The sequence below is a fragment of the Gardnerella sp. KA00718 genome (assembly GCF_049244285.1).
In the GTDB taxonomy this organism is placed as follows: domain Bacteria; phylum Actinomycetota; class Actinomycetes; order Actinomycetales; family Bifidobacteriaceae; genus Bifidobacterium; species Bifidobacterium vaginale.
The window spans coordinates 734376-750474 of the sequence record NZ_CP058370.1 but is presented as its reverse complement, the minus strand read 5'-3'; the positions used below and the strand labels follow the sequence as shown (position 1 = coordinate 750474).

Below are 16099 nucleotides of genomic sequence, written 5' to 3'. Positions count from 1 at the left end.
TATTTATTTTATTAAAGCCTAACAATCGCGCGGTTGCTTGCGACTTATCCATGGGTCTCTAATACTCCTTACCCATCCACGTTTTAATTTTTGAATCAACGCTTTTAAGCATAACTTCCATAGGCTTTGTAGAATCAACCACAAAATCCGCGATTTTTTTGCGCTCAATCTCTTCAACTTGATTATTTATGCGCTGCTCCGCCTGATTCTTACTCATTTTGCGCTCGCTTATCATTCGCGCAATGCGAACATCTTTAGGCGCTTCAACCGTAATAATATAGTCAAAACTAAATGGAATGCTGTCAATTACTTGCGCAAGCAGCGGAATATCGTGCACAATAACAGATCTTAAAGATGCGCGTTCACAGCAATCTTCGTTAGTAATTTTCCTATCACACTCGTTTCTATACTCGTTTCTATACTCGCTTCTATAATCGCTTTCTAAAGTCTTTGCGCAATCATAAATAGCAGGATGAATAAGCGACTCAAGCTTCTTACGATTTTCACAACTCTCGTCGGAGTTCCCAAAAACATGCTTTGCAATAAACTCGCGATTTAAAGAGCCATCATTCAAAACAGCATTTTCCCCAAAAATGCTTACGATTTTCTGCAAGACTGCGCTTCCCGGTTCCACTACTTTACGCGCTAAAACATCGTAATCTATAACAAACGCGCCAAGCGAACGCAAATGGTTTACTACTGTAGATTTTCCAGCAGCGATTCCGCCCGTTACAGCAATCCGCATCATTGTCATATTTTGATTATAATTAATGCCCCAGTAACTAATTACCGGGGCATTATATGCTAAATAGTAATTGTAAAATTAGTCTTGAAGTTCAGCACCATCGGCATCCTTATGCCACTTAGAACCAGGCTGAGAGCAAAGAATGCAAATTCCTTCAATAAATGCCCAAATTCCAGAAACAAAAGCCAGCAAGCCGAAAGAAAGAATAGAAATAAGAAGCTGGGCAATAGCCTTGCCTTTAAAACCAAGATAGAAATTGTGCACACCCAAAGCGCCCAAGAAAATCGCTAACAGGCCTGCAGCAATCTTGTTACGAGAGCTTCTGTATGTGTTTGATGAATAATTAGACCCATAGTTAGAGTATGAAGATGCTTGATTGTACTGAGGAGTAGACTGAGAGTACTGACCATATTGCGGCTGAGCATTGTACTGAGGCTGAGCATATGAATTCTGATTATACTGAGTCTGACCATACTGTGGCTGAGCATTGTACTGAGGCTGAGCATTGTATTGCGGCTGAGCATTGTACTGAGTTTGAGCACCATACTGGGATTGGTTGTTATATTGTGGCTGAGCCTGGTTATACTGCTGGGACTGATCATTGTACTGTGGCTGTCCGTACTGAGTCTGTCCGTCAGAGCCGGAGTAATCTCCAGTTTGCTTATCTAAATCACTCACAATAATCACACTTTCTCTCGTAAGAAATTTATTTTCTTAAAAACTGTATAATAAAAAATTAATAAATCAAAGCGTTATTACTAAAGATATTAAAAGATGCCCCGATGATTACTCACCGAGGGCATCTTATTTATAAGATTTTAGTAGAAAACTACTTCTTTTCGCTCAAAAGCTGTTCGCGCAAAGCTGCGAGCTGATCGGAATCAGCTAAAGCACCTTCGGTAGAAGCCTCATTCACGCGCTAAAACATCGTAATCTATAGCAAACGCGCCAAGCGAACGCAAATGATTTGCTACTGTAGATTTTCCAGCTGCAATTCCGCCCTTTACCGCAATCCGCATCATTGTCATATTTTGATTATAAACGATACACTTCTCACAATAACGTAAGTTTTAATTGACCCAACTAAAACTTCTTATATAGTACGCAGTAAATAGGCCCGTAATAAGATTTCCAATTATCGGTTAATAAACTGTATCCAAGCTTATTATAAAAATCTAAAGCAACAGCATTATTATCTTTTTCTGTAGATAAAATTATTGTTTTATATAATTTAAGATTTTCGACTTTCTTCATAAGCGCACTGCCAACGCCTATATGCTGAAACTCAGGATCTACAAACAACTCATTTAGCTCTAAGCTTTGATTGTACCAATCATAATTTTCTGATAAAAATGGCTTAATTTTATTCGCATACCAATTATCTTGTAATAATTCTATGCCATATAAAACACCGATAATACGATTATTCATTGTAGCAACAAGTAAAAGCGCACTATTGTTATCTTTCAAACTATCTAATATGCGCTCACGAACATTATCTATACGATCCAGTTCTTTAGGGAATGCTTTTAGATATAAATCTAAAATTATATTCATATTATCTTTGGCTTCTAAATAATCTAATTTTTTAATTTCAATATTCTTCATAAAAATCCTTTATACAAGCTACTATCCGTATTACAACACAACATATTTAATCGACATATGCATATTTGATTTTACATAACCATCGTTATATAAGTACTAATTATCTCTGCAGCATTAATGAAATTAAAAAATATGCAATATTAAAGAATAAGTGTATTTACTATATTATTCATTTGTTCTAATGTTTTAGGCATAAAAATAAAAGATGCGTTTTGGAAATTGAATTCTAAAACGCATCTTTTATTTGTAAAATTACTTATAAATCTTAATACTAAATATTTATTTTAGTCTTTTAACTCGGCACCATTAGCATCTTTGTGCCACTTAGTTCCAGGCTTTGAGCAAAGAATCAAAATACCCTCAACCAATGCCCATATTCCCGTAATAATCAACAGGAAACCAAAGGAAAGAACAGAAATAAGCAGCTGTGCAATCGCCTTTCCTTTAAAACCAAGATAAAAATTGTGAATACCTAAAAATCCTAAGAAAATCGCTAGCAAACCTGCAACAATTTTATTGCGCGAGCTTACTAAAGTTGCTTTAGCGTTTTCCTCATTATTCCCATCGTACGAAGGGAACTGAGCATTTTTCTGATTGTTGTCAAACGTGCTCATAATCTTCACCAATCCTTTTAAGAATTATGATTAATGTTTAAAAGCATCATATAATCATTATTCTTAAAAGAAAATTAATTGTACCTATATTTAATTACAAAACTTGAGTCACAAAAATACTCGTAAAACATACTCAAAACAGTAGTCAAACATAAACAAAATTGCCCCGATGGTAACTCATCAGGGCAATTGTTAATAAACTTCTGGTAGAAAGTAGAAACTACTTCTTTTCGCTCAAAAGCTGTTCGCGCAAAGCTGCGAGCTGATCGGAATCAGCTAAAGCACCTTCGCTAGCTGCTTCAGAAGAATAGTTGGAAGCAACTTCTTCCTTCTTTTCTTCCTTAGCTGGCTTCTTTTCAGCTTCTTCGTTCTGACCATCAGCGGCTGCGGATTCTGCTGCAGCTGCGAGTTCCTTAGCGGCAAACACCTTGTGCTGCTCCCACAATTCGTGAGCTGCTGCATACTGTGCTTCCCACTCTTCGCGCTGCTGCTCGTAACCAGCAATCCACTCGTTAGTGTTTGGATCGAAGCCTTCTGGGTACTTGTAGTTTCCTTCTTCGTCATACTCAGCTGGCATGCCGTAGAGAGCTGGATCGAAATCTTCAGAATTTGGATCAACAGCCTCGTTAGCCTGCTTCAAGGAGAGCGAAATACGACGACGATCGAGGTCTACGTCAATAACCTTAACGAATACTTCTTCGCCACCCTTAACAACAGTTTCTGGGTTCTCTACATGACGGTTAGCAAGCTCGGAAATGTGAACCAAGCCTTCGATGCCGTCTTCAACGGAGATGAACACACCGAACTGAACAATCTTGGTGACCTTACCCTTAACAACCTGTCCAGGAACATGGGTACGAGCGAAGCGCTGCCATGGATCTTCCTGAGTTGCCTTAAGGGAGAGGGAGATGCGTTCGCGATCGAGATCAACGTCGAGAACCTCAACAGTGACCTTATCGCCAACCTTAACAACCTCGGATGGGTGATCGATATGCTTCCAAGAAAGCTCGGAAACGTGAATGAGACCGTCAACACCGCCGAGATCAACGAATGCGCCGAAGTTCACGATGGAAGACACAACGCCTTCACGAATCTGACCCTTCTTAAGCTGCGAAAGGAAGGTCTCGCGAACTTCGGACTGGGTTTCCTCGAGGAATTGACGACGAGAAAGTACAACATTGTTGCGATTCTTATCAAGCTCAAGAATCTTAGCCTTAATCTTCTGACCAATGTATGGGGAAAGATCGCGAACGCGACGCATTTCAACGAGGGAAGCTGGCAAGAAGCCGCGCAAACCGATGTCTACAATCAAGCCGCCCTTAACAGCCTCAATAACGGTACCTTCAACAATACCGTCTGCATCCTTGATCTTCTCAATATCACCCCAAGCACGCTCATACTGTGCACGCTTCTTGGAGAGAATAAGACGTCCTTCCTTGTCTTCCTTAGTTACAACAAGGGCTTCGATGGTGTCGCCAACTTCAACAACATCATCTGGATCAACGTCTTTCTTGATGGAAAGTTCACGGGAAGGGATTACACCTTCAGTTTTGTAGCCGATGTCCAACAATACTTCGTCGTGATCAATCTTTACGACTGTACCTTCAACTAAATCACCATCGTCAAAATTCTTGATGGTTGAATCGACTGCCTTGATGAAGTCTTCTTCGGTGCCAATATCATTAATCGCAACCTTGGCGACTTCGTTATTATTCTCTGCCATTACTTATTAGTGGTTTCTTCTTGGGGTGGATATTACTCGATATTAAATTATGACTTTTGCACGCGCACTATGCACGCGCTCTGTCAATGTTATATATAGGCATAGCCAAAATCGCCGTTTTACTTCGGGCGTGTCGCGCTACTTGATATTTGCTACTTAACACTTACTTGCCGCTTGCTGCTCGCTCAGCCATGTCAACAACATTAGCCAATAACATTGCGCGAGTCATTGGACCCACTCCACCAGGATTTGGCGAATACGCTCCCGCGACTTCTCTACAAGCAACATCAACATCGCCTTTTACGCGATATCTGCCCACTTCTTCATCAAAAACGCGCGATACACCAACATCAACCAACACACATCCAGGCTTAACATCGCAAGGCTTTACAAATCCAGCGCTGCCCATTGCTGCAATAATAACGTCAGATCGCATCATAATATCATGCAAATCGCGCGTGCGCGTGTGGCATAATGTTACAGTTGCATCTACTCCCCTGCGCGTAAGAAGCAGCCCGATTGTTCGTCCAACAGTAATTCCTCGTCCAAGTACGCACACATTTTTGCCTTCAAGATCAATGTTATAAGCATCTAGCAGTGCCAAAATTCCTCGCGGCGTGCATGGAAGAGGTGTAACAATATCTCCCGAAATATGCATAACCAGCTCGCCTAAATTGTACGGATGCATTCCGTCGCAATCTTTTGCAGGGTCTATTGCCTCAATAATCTTCTTAGAATCCACGCCTTTTGGCAAAGGTAATTGCACTATAAAACCTGTGCAGGAAGGGTCATTATTTAATTTTTCGACAGCAGTAAGAATTTCGTATTCGCTAGCGTCTTCTGGCAAATCGCATCGGATTGAGCGAATCCCCACTTCTTCGCAATCCTTGTGTTTTCCAGCAACATACTTCAACGAACCAGGGTCGCTTCCAACTAAAAGCGTTCCAAGCCCTGGATTAATGTCCTTTTCTTTAAGCTTTTCTACTCTATTTTTTAAGTCGCTTTTAATACTTGCAGCTAGCGCTTTCCCATCTAATACAACAACCATGATTCACTTCCCAGCTCGCATGTTAATTCTTATGTTCAACTTACAAATCATCTAATACAATTCGTACACGTAGTATATTCGTATGGATAGGCTATCGTGAGGTATAGAGGTGCGCGACACAACTACTAATAACAGGATATTAATAATAGAATGGTATTTATTATTAGTAATACAACTTATTAGCTGTACCACAGCAGTACCACACTTTTGTACGTGCACGCTGTTTACGGAAGGGGCGCAAAGATGTGTGAAAATACTTTTCATTTAAGTCGCGCAAAGAAAATATGCAAAGCGATTTTAGCTTGCGCAATTGTGCCATCAATGTTGATTGGCATGGCTGGGTGCGGTGCAAATTCACAATCTTCTGAAAAAACAACACATACAAAAAAAGAAATTAAACAAATTAAAGTTGTTTCCACACTTGAATCTTGGGCAAGCTTAGCCAGAGAGATCGGAGGCAACGATGTTGTTGTTAAGTCAATAATAAACAAGCCAGATGTTGATTCCTCCTCATTTAAACCATCCAGTAAGGATTTGCAAAAACTTTATGATGCACAAGTTGTGATTTCTAACGGGGCTGGATATGACAGTTGGATTGCAAAATACTTATCTAAAAAGAGCGAAACAGTAAATGCTGCTTCTACAGTTGGCGCTTTAAATGGTGATAATCCTTACTTATGGTTGTCCAAAGATGCGAGAAGTGCTATGGCGTCTAATATTTGCGACGTTTTCTCTAAGATTCTTCCGTCAAAGAAGAAGATTTTTACTAAAAGACTTAATACTGTTAAATCTCAAGAAAAGAATCTTGACGAGTATATTGAAAAGTTTGGTAAAGATCACAAAAACTTAAAGTATGCGTCGACTAATCCTATTCTTTTCTGGCTTATGTCAGATATGAATATAGAGGATTCTACTCCTAAAGAATATGCTACTCAGGCTGCTCAAGACGATGCTATTGATAAGACTAATGTGGACAAATTCCAGAAATTAATAGAAGAAAGAAAATTTGACGTAATAATCAACAACAGTCAACGCAATAATACTGACATAAGCATTTTGACTGGAACAGCTGGAAGAAGCTACACGTCTGTAATGTGGGTTAACGAGCTCATGCCAACGTATGCAACCGATTTAAGAAAATGGGTTATGAAAATTTGCGAAGACATTGACAATGCCGGTAAAGCTACGATTAACATGAGAAAAGAGTTGGGAAAGCACGAAGCCTCTCAGCAAAATAAGCCTATTACAGAAAAGCCTACAGTTTCTAAGCCAGATCCAAGTAGGTCTAACAAAGGTCAGCAGGATCCTGGAAAGTAAATCTGAAAAATAAAAATAAGTAGAAGATATAGGAAGATATAAAAAAATATAAATAAAGAATAAAATTCACCTCCTAAATTTTTATAACTTAGGAGGTGAATTTTTATGTCCTATTTCTTTTTAGTTTTATGTCCTACTTCTTTTTAGATTTTTTAGACCTCTCGGCAAGCAATCTAAGAGTATCTGCAGCAGCTTCTTCTGGAGCTTGAGTATGGTGTTGCTCATCTCCAGGCAGAGGATCAGCATATCCAAGATTCACATTTAACAAGCGTTCTGCCTGCTCTTCGTCAATCTTTTCAGATAATGCAATTTCCGAAATAAGAATACTGCGAGCGCGAGCAAGCATACGCTTTTCTCCTGCAGACAAACCATGTTCGTCTACATCTCGCTGTGATAAATCTCGAACAACTTCTGCAATCTTGTTAACATCGCCAGTAGCGATTTTCTCAACATTAAGCTTGTATCTACGAGACCAATTCATTTCTTTTTCGAGAATAGGAGTGCGTAAAATTTCAAAAACTTTAGCAACTTCTTTTGCGCCTACAATATCTCGAACGCCAACTTTTTTGACATTGTCTACTGGGACATTAATCTCTAAACCATCTGAAGACAATACAACTAAGCGTAAGTATTGCCTAGTAATACCTTTGACAGTGCGTTCACTAATTTCCTCGACTCGAGCCGCACCATGACGAGGATAGACGACCATATCGCCGACTTGATAACCCACAGAACCCTCCGTATGCACAGAAAAACTCATTTCAGTTTTCCATAAGGCAAAGACTTGAGGCTCGAAAAGATATTTTTTTGACTGATTAGTCAAACTTTGCTCAAAACACACAAGACATACGCAAATAATGTTGTATGATAGACAACATGAGTACAGTATCTAACATCAATGAAGATGCAATCGCAATGGCTGTCCGTCAGGACGTGCTTGCTGCGGTCAGCAACGCAGAATACTACAATCCACACGAGGTCCTTGGTGGACATCTCGGAACTGGCAAAGGCGCTGGTACTGCCACGGTTCGCGTATTGCGACCAATGGCCAAGAAGGTAACAATTCTTACTAAGGGCGGAGAATACGAAGCCAAACACGAATACAACGGTATTTTTACTGCTGTTGTTCCTGCCACAAAGCATTCTAAGAGCAAAGAGTGGTCTGTTCCTAGCTATCGTATCCGCACTGTGGAAGTGGATGGAACCGAGTCTGTAGATGATGATCCGTACCGTTACTTGCCTCAGATTGGCGATATGGACATGTATCTGTTTGGCGAAGGCAGACACGAAAGACTTTGGGAAGCACTGGGTGCTCATGTTAAAAGCATTACCGATTCTTGGGGTCTTGTTAGCCCAGAAACAGGCAAGATGGTTAAAAAAGTTACTGGAACTGCTTTTACGGTGTGGGCGCCAAACGCACGCGCTGTAAGAGTTGTTGGCAACTTTAACTATTGGAATGGTCGCCGCCACGCAATGCGTTCTCTTGGATCTAGCGGTATTTGGGAGCTTTTCATTCCAGGAGTAGGTGCAGGCGAAGTTTATAAGTTTGAGATTATGACTCAAGCTGGAAACTGGATTATGAAGGCAGATCCTATGGAGCGCTCTCATGAGCTTCCACCTAATACTGGATCTGTTGTTGTTGATTCCGAATTTAAATGGCACGATAGCGAATGGCTTGAACATCGCGCAAAGACTAATGCTCACGATGGTCCTGTAAGCATCTACGAAGTTCAGGCAAATAGCTGGAATCGCGATTACGATAATTATCGCGAACTTGCAGATCACCTGGTTGATTACGTTCAGCAAGAAGGCTTTACTCACGTTGAGTTTATGCCTCTTACCCAATACCCGTTCTCAGGTTCTTGGGGTTATCAGGTGACTGGTTATTACGCTGTTGACTCTAGGCTTGGAAGCCCAGACGACTTTAAGTACTTAGTAAACAAGCTCCACAAGGCTGGAATTGGTGTGATTATGGATTGGGTTCCAGCACACTTCCCTAAGGATGACTTTGCTTTGGGTAGATTCGACGGCACTGCGCTTTATGAAGACCCAGATCCACTCCGCGGCGAGCACCCAGATTGGGGAACGTACATATTTAACTTTGGCAGACACGAGGTTCGTAACTTCTTGGTTGCTAACGCCTGCTTCTGGCTTAGCGAATATCACGTTGATGCTTTGCGTGTAGACGCTGTGTCTTCTATGCTCTACTTGGATTACAGCCGTGAAGCTGGTCAATGGCGTCCAAACATGTATGGCGGACGCGAAAACCTTGAGGCTATTGACTTTATTAAGGAAGCAAACGCTACTGCATACAAGAATAATCCTGGAATTATGATGATTGCAGAAGAGTCCACTGCATATCAAGGCGTTACTGCTCCTACAGACATGGGCGGCTTAGGCTTTGGCTTAAAGTGGAATATGGGCTGGATGCACGACACTTTGCAATACCTTAAGGAAGAGCCAATTAATCGCCGTTGGCATCACAACGAAATCACATTCTCTATGGTTTACGCATATTCCGAACATTATGTGTTGCCTTTGAGCCACGATGAAGTTGTCTATGGCAAGGGATCTCTTCTTGGAAAGATGCCTGGAGACGAGTGGCAGCAATTTGCTGGCCTTCGTGCGCTTTTGGCATATCAGTGGTCTCACCCAGGAAAGAACCTTCTGTTTATGGGTGGAGAAATCGGCCAGTCTTGCGAATGGAACTTCAACAATTCGCTTAATTGGCATGAGCTTCAATGGCCGTTCCATCAAGGTGTACAAAAGTTGGTAGCAGATCTTAACGCTTTGTATAAGAGTTCTAGAGCATTCTGGAGCCAAGACTTTACGCCAGACGGATTCCAGTGGCTTACTAGCGACGATTCTGATCACAATACTTTAAGCTACATTCGTATTGGTGATAACGGTGAAGAAATTGTTGTGGTTGTTAACTTCTCTGGTCAGGCTTGGCAAGATTACCAAGTGGCATTGCCTAAGGGTGGTCAATGGGAAGAAGTTCTTACAACAGACGACGCTAAGTATTGTGGTTCTGATATTCACAATGGCACATTCACAGCCGCTGCTGAAGAGTATCATTCAAGACCATATTCTGCAAGGATTACTGTTCCAGCGCTTGGAGCTGTATTCCTTAAGCCAGTCAGCAAGTAGTTAGTTGATAATTAATAACTTAAGTTAGGAATCTGAATTAGGTTAAAATGTTGGACACTCCATCAGAAAAAGGTGTTCCTCGAACAATTCTTGTTGTAGAGGATGAGCCAGATTTAGCCACAGCTATTGCGCAACGTATTGTTGCCAGAGGTTGGAAGGCTAGAGTTGTTTCTGATGGAGTGTCTGCTGTTAAAGCTGCTTTAACCTTAAAGCCTGATCTTATAATTATGGACGTCATGCTTCCTGTTATGGACGGCATTGAGGCGACTCGCAGAATAGTATCTAGATACCCTATTCCTGTGCTGATGCTTACAGCTAGAGATGCTGAGTCGGATAAACTGGCTGGATTAAGCGCTGGAGCAGACGATTATGTTACTAAACCGTTTTCTCCTAGAGAACTTATCGCAAGATGTGCTGCTATTTTGAGGAGAGTTGAAAGAGCTACTTTAATCGCAAATAGAGCGCAATATAACGCTCTATTTAAGTTTGGAGATTTGATTATTGACCCTAGACAGAGGCTTGTTACTCTTAACGGTAAAGAAATTCATTTTACTCCTACTGAATTTTCTTTATTGACTACTTTTGCAAAGCATCCTCATGATGTTTTAAAACGAGAAACACTTTTAGAAGAAGTCTGGGATTGGCCAGATGCTTCTGGAACTAGAACTGTTGATTCACATGTTAAATCTTTAAGACATAAAATTGGTTCTTCTTGGATTCGCACAATACATGGAATAGGTTATGCTTTTGAGCCACCTGATGAAGATTATGACCAAATATTTAACTAGAAATAATAAAAATAACAATAACAATTCTGTTGATAAAGTAGGTAAAGTCGATTCTTTTTCTGAGGTCACTTTGCGATCTGCTTTGCATCCTAATCGTTTTATAGGGTTTTTTGCGTCTTTAAAAGGTGAATTATCTGCGATTATTGTTGTTGCAACAGCTATAGCATTTGTAATGGCTTGGTTTCTTTTAAAAGTTGGGTTAAGCGGATGGATTGCAATGCCTATAACGCTAGCTGTAGCGCTAGGCATAACTTACGCATTTTCCAGAGGATTAACTGCTCCGCTTAGACAAATGCGAGATGCTTCCGAAGCAATGGCAGATGGTGATTATTCCGTGCGAGTTCAGATTGAGAATAGAAAAGACGAGGTTGGAAAATTAACTCTAGCTTTTAACGAAATGGCTGAAGAACTAGAGCATGCTGATAACATGAGGCGTGATCTTATAGCTAATGTAAGCCACGAGCTTAGAACACCTGTTAGTGCATTACAAGCTATGGTAGAAAATCTTGCTGATGGAGTTGTAGAGCCAACACCGTCGAATATGGAGGCTATTCTAAATCAGATTCACAAGTTGGCTGATTTAATCACTTTTCTACTCGATTTATCTAGAGTAGAAGCTGGTGCAGAAAGTCTTGTTATTACAGAGTTCGATTTTAAAGATTTTCTTAACAGTATTGTCGAACCTATAGAAATAGCGGATGCTGGGCATAATCATCATATAAGTCTTAATGTCGAAAATGATATTACGCTTGTTGGGGACAAAAATCGCCTATCGCAATTGTTTACTAATGTGGTTTCTAATTCTATTAAACATTCTGCAGACAATACTAAAATTCTTATAACAGCAAAATCAAATCATGAGAAGAATACTCTAGTTTGTAACGTTATTAATTTTGGAAACCAGATTCCTAAGGAGGATAGGGCTGATATTTTCCGAAAATTTGTTAAGGGAAGCCAAGGTATTGGAACTGAGTCTGGTGGCACAGGATTGGGTTTGTCTATTGCAAGATGGGCTGCACAATTGCATAACGGTACTGTAAAAGTTGTTGATGATAAGCGTGGAGCTAATTTTGAGATTACACTACCGCTTACGTATAACAAATAACGAGTTATTATAATCCGTATAAAACACTTTCCTTTGACCATACTCCTGCTATAGCAAAACACGCGAAAACTGTTATACCACAATCTTTTAATGCTTCAACACAATTTTTCATCGTAGATCCTGTAGTGATAATGTCGTCTAAAAGTATTACTTTGCATCCTTTTGGCACTATTCTTGTGTCTACTAAAAACCCTTTTGTGGTTCGCAAAGATCGTCCCCTACTTCCTTTAACTTGAACTGATTTTACTTTTATTTTGCCCATTTTGATTGCTTTTACAACCCGTGCATTAATACCATATTCTTTAAGATTTTTAGAAACGTATTTAGCAATAGGATCCATGTGTTTTCTTCCGCGTTTTCTTTGCGATTTAGAAGACGATGGAATTGGTACGATAATAAGATTTTCAATAATATTTTCATCGGTATTTTTGCAATTACTTTCATAACTATTTTTATAATCACTAATAACTTTGATTATCAATTGAGAAACCAAATATGAAAAAGGCTTATCGAGAAGTTGATTACTATGATCCTTCCAACACAACAAAGATTTCCTTACAAAACCTACATAAGTTGAGCACGAATAAATATTTCCGCACATTACGCTTATCAAAGGATCCTTATGCCATTCTTTAAACATACTCGTGCAATCATCGCACAAAACGCAATCAGGAAGATCACATCCTGCACAGCCAACTGGAAGAATAAGATTAACCATGGTTTTCAAAACACTCGTCCAAGAAATGTTAAAAATAAGCCCATTTATTTTATGAGTTAGATTTTTTAAAAGCATAAATCGACGATAAATATTACAAAATGTAATTGCAATAAAATTAAGTCAATGTGGTTAAAGGCTATTTTAAAATTTGAAAATATTTATGGAATTAGAAAATTGTCTAAACATCAGCGCACTAGGAATTAAGATGTTTTAACATTCCAGTGCACAAGTTAAATGTGTCACTAGGATCTTTTACTCTAATAGCCAAAGCTCTAGTTAAAGATGTTGGGTAATCATTACCGCCTTCATACATTCGATCTCCAACAAAAGCCATCTTATTTAAAGGAATATGGCAATAGGAAGAAAGAGCCTTAAGAGCTTGAGCCTTATTATCGCCTTTGCTGACAATATCGACACTAGTAAAACCACCAGCACGCACAGAAAAATCAGGCAAATTTTTAGAAATTTCTTGAGCTAAAGTAGTTTTTAAAATTCCACTAGGATCCCACTGTTTTTTAAATTCAACAGGAGCGAGTTGACCTAAAGCTGAAAAAGTGATTTGCGTACCACGATTCTCTATCTGACTCCCCCAAAGTTTCTCATCTGAATCACACTTCCACAAACCCATTTTTTTAGCACAAGATATAATTACTTCAATAACATGATTTGCATCATCGTCAGAAATATTATGCGAGTAAATGCAGTACAATCTCCCATCCGAAATGCGATAATAGCTTGCTCCATTAGTCGGCATAATGTGTAGATTATCAAGTCTTGTATATGCAGGTAAAACATTTAAAATCTGACTTTTAACTAGTCGCAAGTCACCGCCAGTAATAACAGCAATAGGCAACCTATTTATCAAATCACCAAAAACTGTACGCATTCCACTTGTCATAGGCTTTTTTGAACAAGCAAGAGTATTGTCTAAATCAAAACCAATAAGCGAATACGATACAAGATACTCACAAAGTCCTTGCTCATTCCACTCATGAATATTAGACTCCAACACTTGCCTCCTGTACAAACCTTGCAATTCAAGTATTCCATATTATTAACATATTTACTACAACGTGTCTTGCATGTTTTGCAGACCACTCATTTCACCATCTATTTCACCATCTATTTCACCATCTATTCCACTATGAGTTTGTCAAATTGCCCTAGCATACAAATAAAGTTAAAGCATGACGTCTTTAATATGGGAACAGCGAAGATATAAAAATCGACACGGCAGAGGAATGAGAATGCCAATGTTTGGCACAAGACTACCACGGTACAGAACAGCAAGCGGAATGTTTGACTCAATGGTAGCTGGTCAAATACGAAGACTTAATGGCGCATGGTCTAATCTTACAAAAGGCGTGCAGTTTGCTGTAGAAGACGTTCCACCATCTCAACCAGTACTTTGGGAAAGCAACAAAAGAATAATGTCTCAAGTATTTCCAGCTTCCAAAGGAATACCACCTAGAATCGTATTGTACAGGCTGCCGCTATGCACACATGTTACTAGTCGCGCAGAATTACAATACGCCATTCGAGATGAGATGGTCCAACGACTAGCAGAATTGTATGGCAGAAGACCAGAAGAAATAGACCCAGACTGGGGATTGTAAAGATAATTAAAATAGTTTACTAAATAAACTACTTCACAATAGCAGGATTTGCTCTAACCTTAACACTTATTCTGTTAGGATCAAGTGATTTAGAAGGAATCCAAGCAACTCCTGCAAGTCCCGCGCTATTTACCGTATTATTTTGAATCCTAGAAGCAAAAGATACGCCAGACTTTGATTTAAGCGTAAACATAATTGCTTTAGGATTAATATCTTTTGCATATATTGTTGAAACAGTATAAGGTTTAATATCAACCGCTTTAGAAGATACCTTTATTCCATAAGAATCATAAGCATTTATGGTTACGTGAGAATTATCCACTAAACCATTTGCAATATATAACGAAGTTTCATCTGCAGAAAGCGGAGATACAAAAGCACTATTAGTCATAGGATTAACAGCATTAACAAAAGCAATATCACTCTGACCATCTTTACCGTTTCTTTCAACAGAAGCCATAATAAAAGTCGAGACAGTGCTTTGAGCAAAAATAGCGCCAACTCCCTTAGGAGCATTTCCTAAATCAACAACCTGAACTTGCCTTGCATTAAGATCTACTTCCTTAATGCTTTTCTTTCCTGAATCATCCAGCCAATATAAATCGAGTTTCCCACTTTTATCAGACCAAATATAAGCTTTGACCTGATCTCCATCTGTAATGCCGGGTAAAACAGGTTCCTTAGACGCCGAGCTTGTTGGCTGAATAATATCCACTCCCTTAGAAACAAGTCCTTGAGAGCGAACGACTTTAACAAAAGATGAAACTGGTGCTTGGTCACTTGAAACTTGAATATACAGCCCATTAGTTTTCTCGGCTGCGGCAGAAATGTTAAAAGAAGAGTCACTATGCGCTGGAACAGTAAAAGTACTTCCAGTAGATAGATTCATTTGAGCACCTGATCTACTTGTTGACCACGCTTTAACACTCACAACAGTTGGTTTTGATGAAAGATTAATAGAATTTAATCTTATTGACACACCTTCCGATATTTGCGGAATAATAAAGTTTTGTCGCATTGATGGAGATACGCAAGAAGTAGCAGACAAACCTTTTAAATCCCCATTTGTTGCCCAAGATACACTAGAAGCAACTGATCCAGTACCAGACTGTGCATTAAGAAAATTGCTTTCTAAAATTTGAGCATCTTTGTCTACATTATTTTCAGCAAAATAAGCTTTACTATCATCATCTGAATTAGAAACATTAGTAAAAGATTTATTGACTAAATCTTTAGAATTTCCAGAATCTTTTAAACCATGTACAGAGGACTTATAAACATTGCCAAAGGACGCATATCGCGCAACCGACTTTAAATCACCTTCGGATTCTTGAAACTCACTATCGCCATAATTTGCTAAATCTGGCAAAGATACTCTAGTCGGACAAACCGTTTGAAAATTAGTAGAACTTACTTGTTTTTCCACACTTCCATTCGGATAAATAGGATCATCCATAATATGTTTAAATGGAGATGTGTAGGATATTACAACAGCAGTAGAAACTAGTATTGCAGCGCTTAAAAGCGACAATAACAATAATTTGAATCTTCTAAAACGAGTAGAAAGATTAACAGAAGCATACTCTTCTGCATGGCGATGACTATTTTTAGAATTCTTATTCGACTTCATTTAAATCTTCCCTGACATATTATTCGTTTAATAAATC

At 39.3% G+C, this 16099-nt stretch carries 15 protein-coding genes and 1 pseudogene; 5 read left to right on the top strand and 11 right to left on the bottom strand.

Going from position 1 to position 16099, the window contains the following annotated elements:
- Positions 1-58 precede the first annotated feature (58 nt).
- The 7 genes and pseudogenes from coaE to HXT55_RS02980 form a co-directional block, all read right to left on the bottom strand.
- Positions 59-754 carry a dephospho-CoA kinase gene (gene coaE, locus HXT55_RS03010; RefSeq protein WP_048729962.1) on the bottom strand — a complete coding sequence of 232 codons (696 nt, stop codon included), beginning with the start codon at positions 752-754 and terminating at the stop codon, positions 59-61.
- A 69-nt stretch (positions 755-823) separates the two neighbouring features.
- Positions 824-1432 (bottom strand): NINE protein, encoded by a 609-nt coding sequence (locus HXT55_RS03005; RefSeq protein ID WP_421792449.1) that lies wholly within the window; start codon positions 1430-1432, stop codon positions 824-826.
- A 224-nt stretch (positions 1433-1656) separates the two neighbouring features.
- A pseudogene (locus HXT55_RS03000) lies at positions 1657-1773 on the bottom strand (dephospho-CoA kinase); the annotation flags it as partial.
- A 55-nt stretch (positions 1774-1828) separates the two neighbouring features.
- Positions 1829-2353, bottom strand: a complete 525-nt coding sequence (locus HXT55_RS02995; RefSeq protein ID WP_101892091.1) for a GNAT family N-acetyltransferase — start codon at positions 2351-2353, stop codon at positions 1829-1831.
- A gap of 284 nt (positions 2354-2637) precedes the next feature.
- Complete coding sequence (locus HXT55_RS02990) at positions 2638-2967, bottom strand: TM2 domain-containing protein (RefSeq protein ID WP_020760807.1); 330 nt, start codon at positions 2965-2967, stop codon at positions 2638-2640.
- A 220-nt stretch (positions 2968-3187) separates the two neighbouring features.
- Positions 3188-4690, bottom strand: a complete 1503-nt coding sequence (gene rpsA / locus HXT55_RS02985; protein WP_004113153.1) for a 30S ribosomal protein S1 — start codon at positions 4688-4690, stop codon at positions 3188-3190.
- Between the two features lie 163 nt (positions 4691-4853).
- The gene (locus HXT55_RS02980) at positions 4854-5738 is read right to left on the bottom strand and encodes a bifunctional methylenetetrahydrofolate dehydrogenase/methenyltetrahydrofolate cyclohydrolase (protein ID WP_421792447.1); all 885 of its coding nucleotides are present in this window, start codon (positions 5736-5738) and stop codon (positions 4854-4856) included.
- A 243-nt stretch (positions 5739-5981) separates the two neighbouring features.
- On the opposite strand from HXT55_RS02980, the gene HXT55_RS02975 reads away from it, so the two are divergent.
- Complete coding sequence (locus tag HXT55_RS02975; RefSeq protein ID WP_004114839.1) at positions 5982-7055, top strand: metal ABC transporter solute-binding protein, Zn/Mn family; 1074 nt, start codon at positions 5982-5984, stop codon at positions 7053-7055.
- Between the two features lie 133 nt (positions 7056-7188).
- Here the strand turns inward: HXT55_RS02975 and HXT55_RS02970 are convergent, their stop codons facing one another.
- A complete protein-coding gene (locus HXT55_RS02970; RefSeq protein ID WP_009994378.1) occupies positions 7189-7785 on the bottom strand; it encodes a CarD family transcriptional regulator in 597 nt (198 codons plus the stop codon).
- A gap of 146 nt (positions 7786-7931) precedes the next feature.
- On the opposite strand from HXT55_RS02970, the gene glgB reads away from it, so the two are divergent.
- From glgB to HXT55_RS02955, 3 genes are read left to right on the top strand one after another with little or no spacing between them, the layout of a single operon-like run.
- Positions 7932-10205, top strand: coding sequence for a 1,4-alpha-glucan branching protein GlgB (gene glgB / locus HXT55_RS02965; RefSeq protein WP_004117613.1), 2274 nt, complete (start codon positions 7932-7934; stop codon positions 10203-10205).
- Between the two features lie 47 nt (positions 10206-10252).
- Positions 10253-10993, top strand: coding sequence for a response regulator transcription factor (locus HXT55_RS02960; protein ID WP_004113162.1), 741 nt, complete (start codon positions 10253-10255; stop codon positions 10991-10993).
- Complete coding sequence (locus tag HXT55_RS02955) at positions 10965-12098, top strand: sensor histidine kinase (protein WP_004114833.1); 1134 nt, start codon at positions 10965-10967, stop codon at positions 12096-12098. The genes HXT55_RS02960 and HXT55_RS02955 overlap by 29 nt, the downstream gene beginning before the upstream one ends.
- Before the next feature lie 7 nt (positions 12099-12105).
- Here the strand turns inward: HXT55_RS02955 and HXT55_RS02950 are convergent, their stop codons facing one another.
- Together HXT55_RS02950 and HXT55_RS02945 are read right to left on the bottom strand one after the other, a co-directional pair.
- Complete coding sequence (locus tag HXT55_RS02950; RefSeq protein WP_004138176.1) at positions 12106-12891, bottom strand: ComF family protein; 786 nt, start codon at positions 12889-12891, stop codon at positions 12106-12108.
- Between the two features lie 118 nt (positions 12892-13009).
- Positions 13010-13828, bottom strand: coding sequence for an HAD-IIB family hydrolase (locus HXT55_RS02945; protein ID WP_004113169.1), 819 nt, complete (start codon positions 13826-13828; stop codon positions 13010-13012).
- A 175-nt stretch (positions 13829-14003) separates the two neighbouring features.
- Between HXT55_RS02945 and HXT55_RS02940 the strand changes: the two genes are divergently transcribed.
- Positions 14004-14432, top strand: a complete 429-nt coding sequence (locus HXT55_RS02940) for a metallopeptidase family protein (protein ID WP_004138024.1) — start codon at positions 14004-14006, stop codon at positions 14430-14432.
- A 28-nt stretch (positions 14433-14460) separates the two neighbouring features.
- Here the strand turns inward: HXT55_RS02940 and HXT55_RS02935 are convergent, their stop codons facing one another.
- Positions 14461-16062 (bottom strand): DUF5719 family protein, encoded by a 1602-nt coding sequence (locus HXT55_RS02935; RefSeq protein WP_004114828.1) that lies wholly within the window; start codon positions 16060-16062, stop codon positions 14461-14463.
- Positions 16063-16099 lie beyond the last annotated feature (37 nt).

Coding starts and splice junctions, on each gene's coding strand:
- coaE (WP_048729962.1), bottom strand. CDS start 754: ATGACAATGATGCGGATTGCTGTAACGGGCGGAATCGCTGCTGGAAAA.
- HXT55_RS02995 (WP_101892091.1), bottom strand. CDS start 2,353: ATGAAGAATATTGAAATTAAAAAATTAGATTATTTAGAAGCCAAAGAT.
- HXT55_RS02990 (WP_020760807.1), bottom strand. CDS start 2,967: ATGAGCACGTTTGACAACAATCAGAAAAATGCTCAGTTCCCTTCGTAC.
- rpsA (WP_004113153.1), bottom strand. CDS start 4,690: ATGGCAGAGAATAATAACGAAGTCGCCAAGGTTGCGATTAATGATATT.
- HXT55_RS02980 (WP_421792447.1), bottom strand. CDS start 5,738: ATGGTTGTTGTATTAGATGGGAAAGCGCTAGCTGCAAGTATTAAAAGC.
- HXT55_RS02975 (WP_004114839.1), top strand. CDS start 5,982: ATGTGTGAAAATACTTTTCATTTAAGTCGCGCAAAGAAAATATGCAAA.
- glgB (WP_004117613.1), top strand. CDS start 7,932: ATGAGTACAGTATCTAACATCAATGAAGATGCAATCGCAATGGCTGTC.
- HXT55_RS02960 (WP_004113162.1), top strand. CDS start 10,253: ATGTTGGACACTCCATCAGAAAAAGGTGTTCCTCGAACAATTCTTGTT.
- HXT55_RS02955 (WP_004114833.1), top strand. CDS start 10,965: ATGAAGATTATGACCAAATATTTAACTAGAAATAATAAAAATAACAAT.
- HXT55_RS02950 (WP_004138176.1), bottom strand. CDS start 12,891: ATGCTTTTAAAAAATCTAACTCATAAAATAAATGGGCTTATTTTTAAC.
- HXT55_RS02940 (WP_004138024.1), top strand. CDS start 14,004: ATGACGTCTTTAATATGGGAACAGCGAAGATATAAAAATCGACACGGC.
- HXT55_RS02935 (WP_004114828.1), bottom strand. CDS start 16,062: ATGAAGTCGAATAAGAATTCTAAAAATAGTCATCGCCATGCAGAAGAG.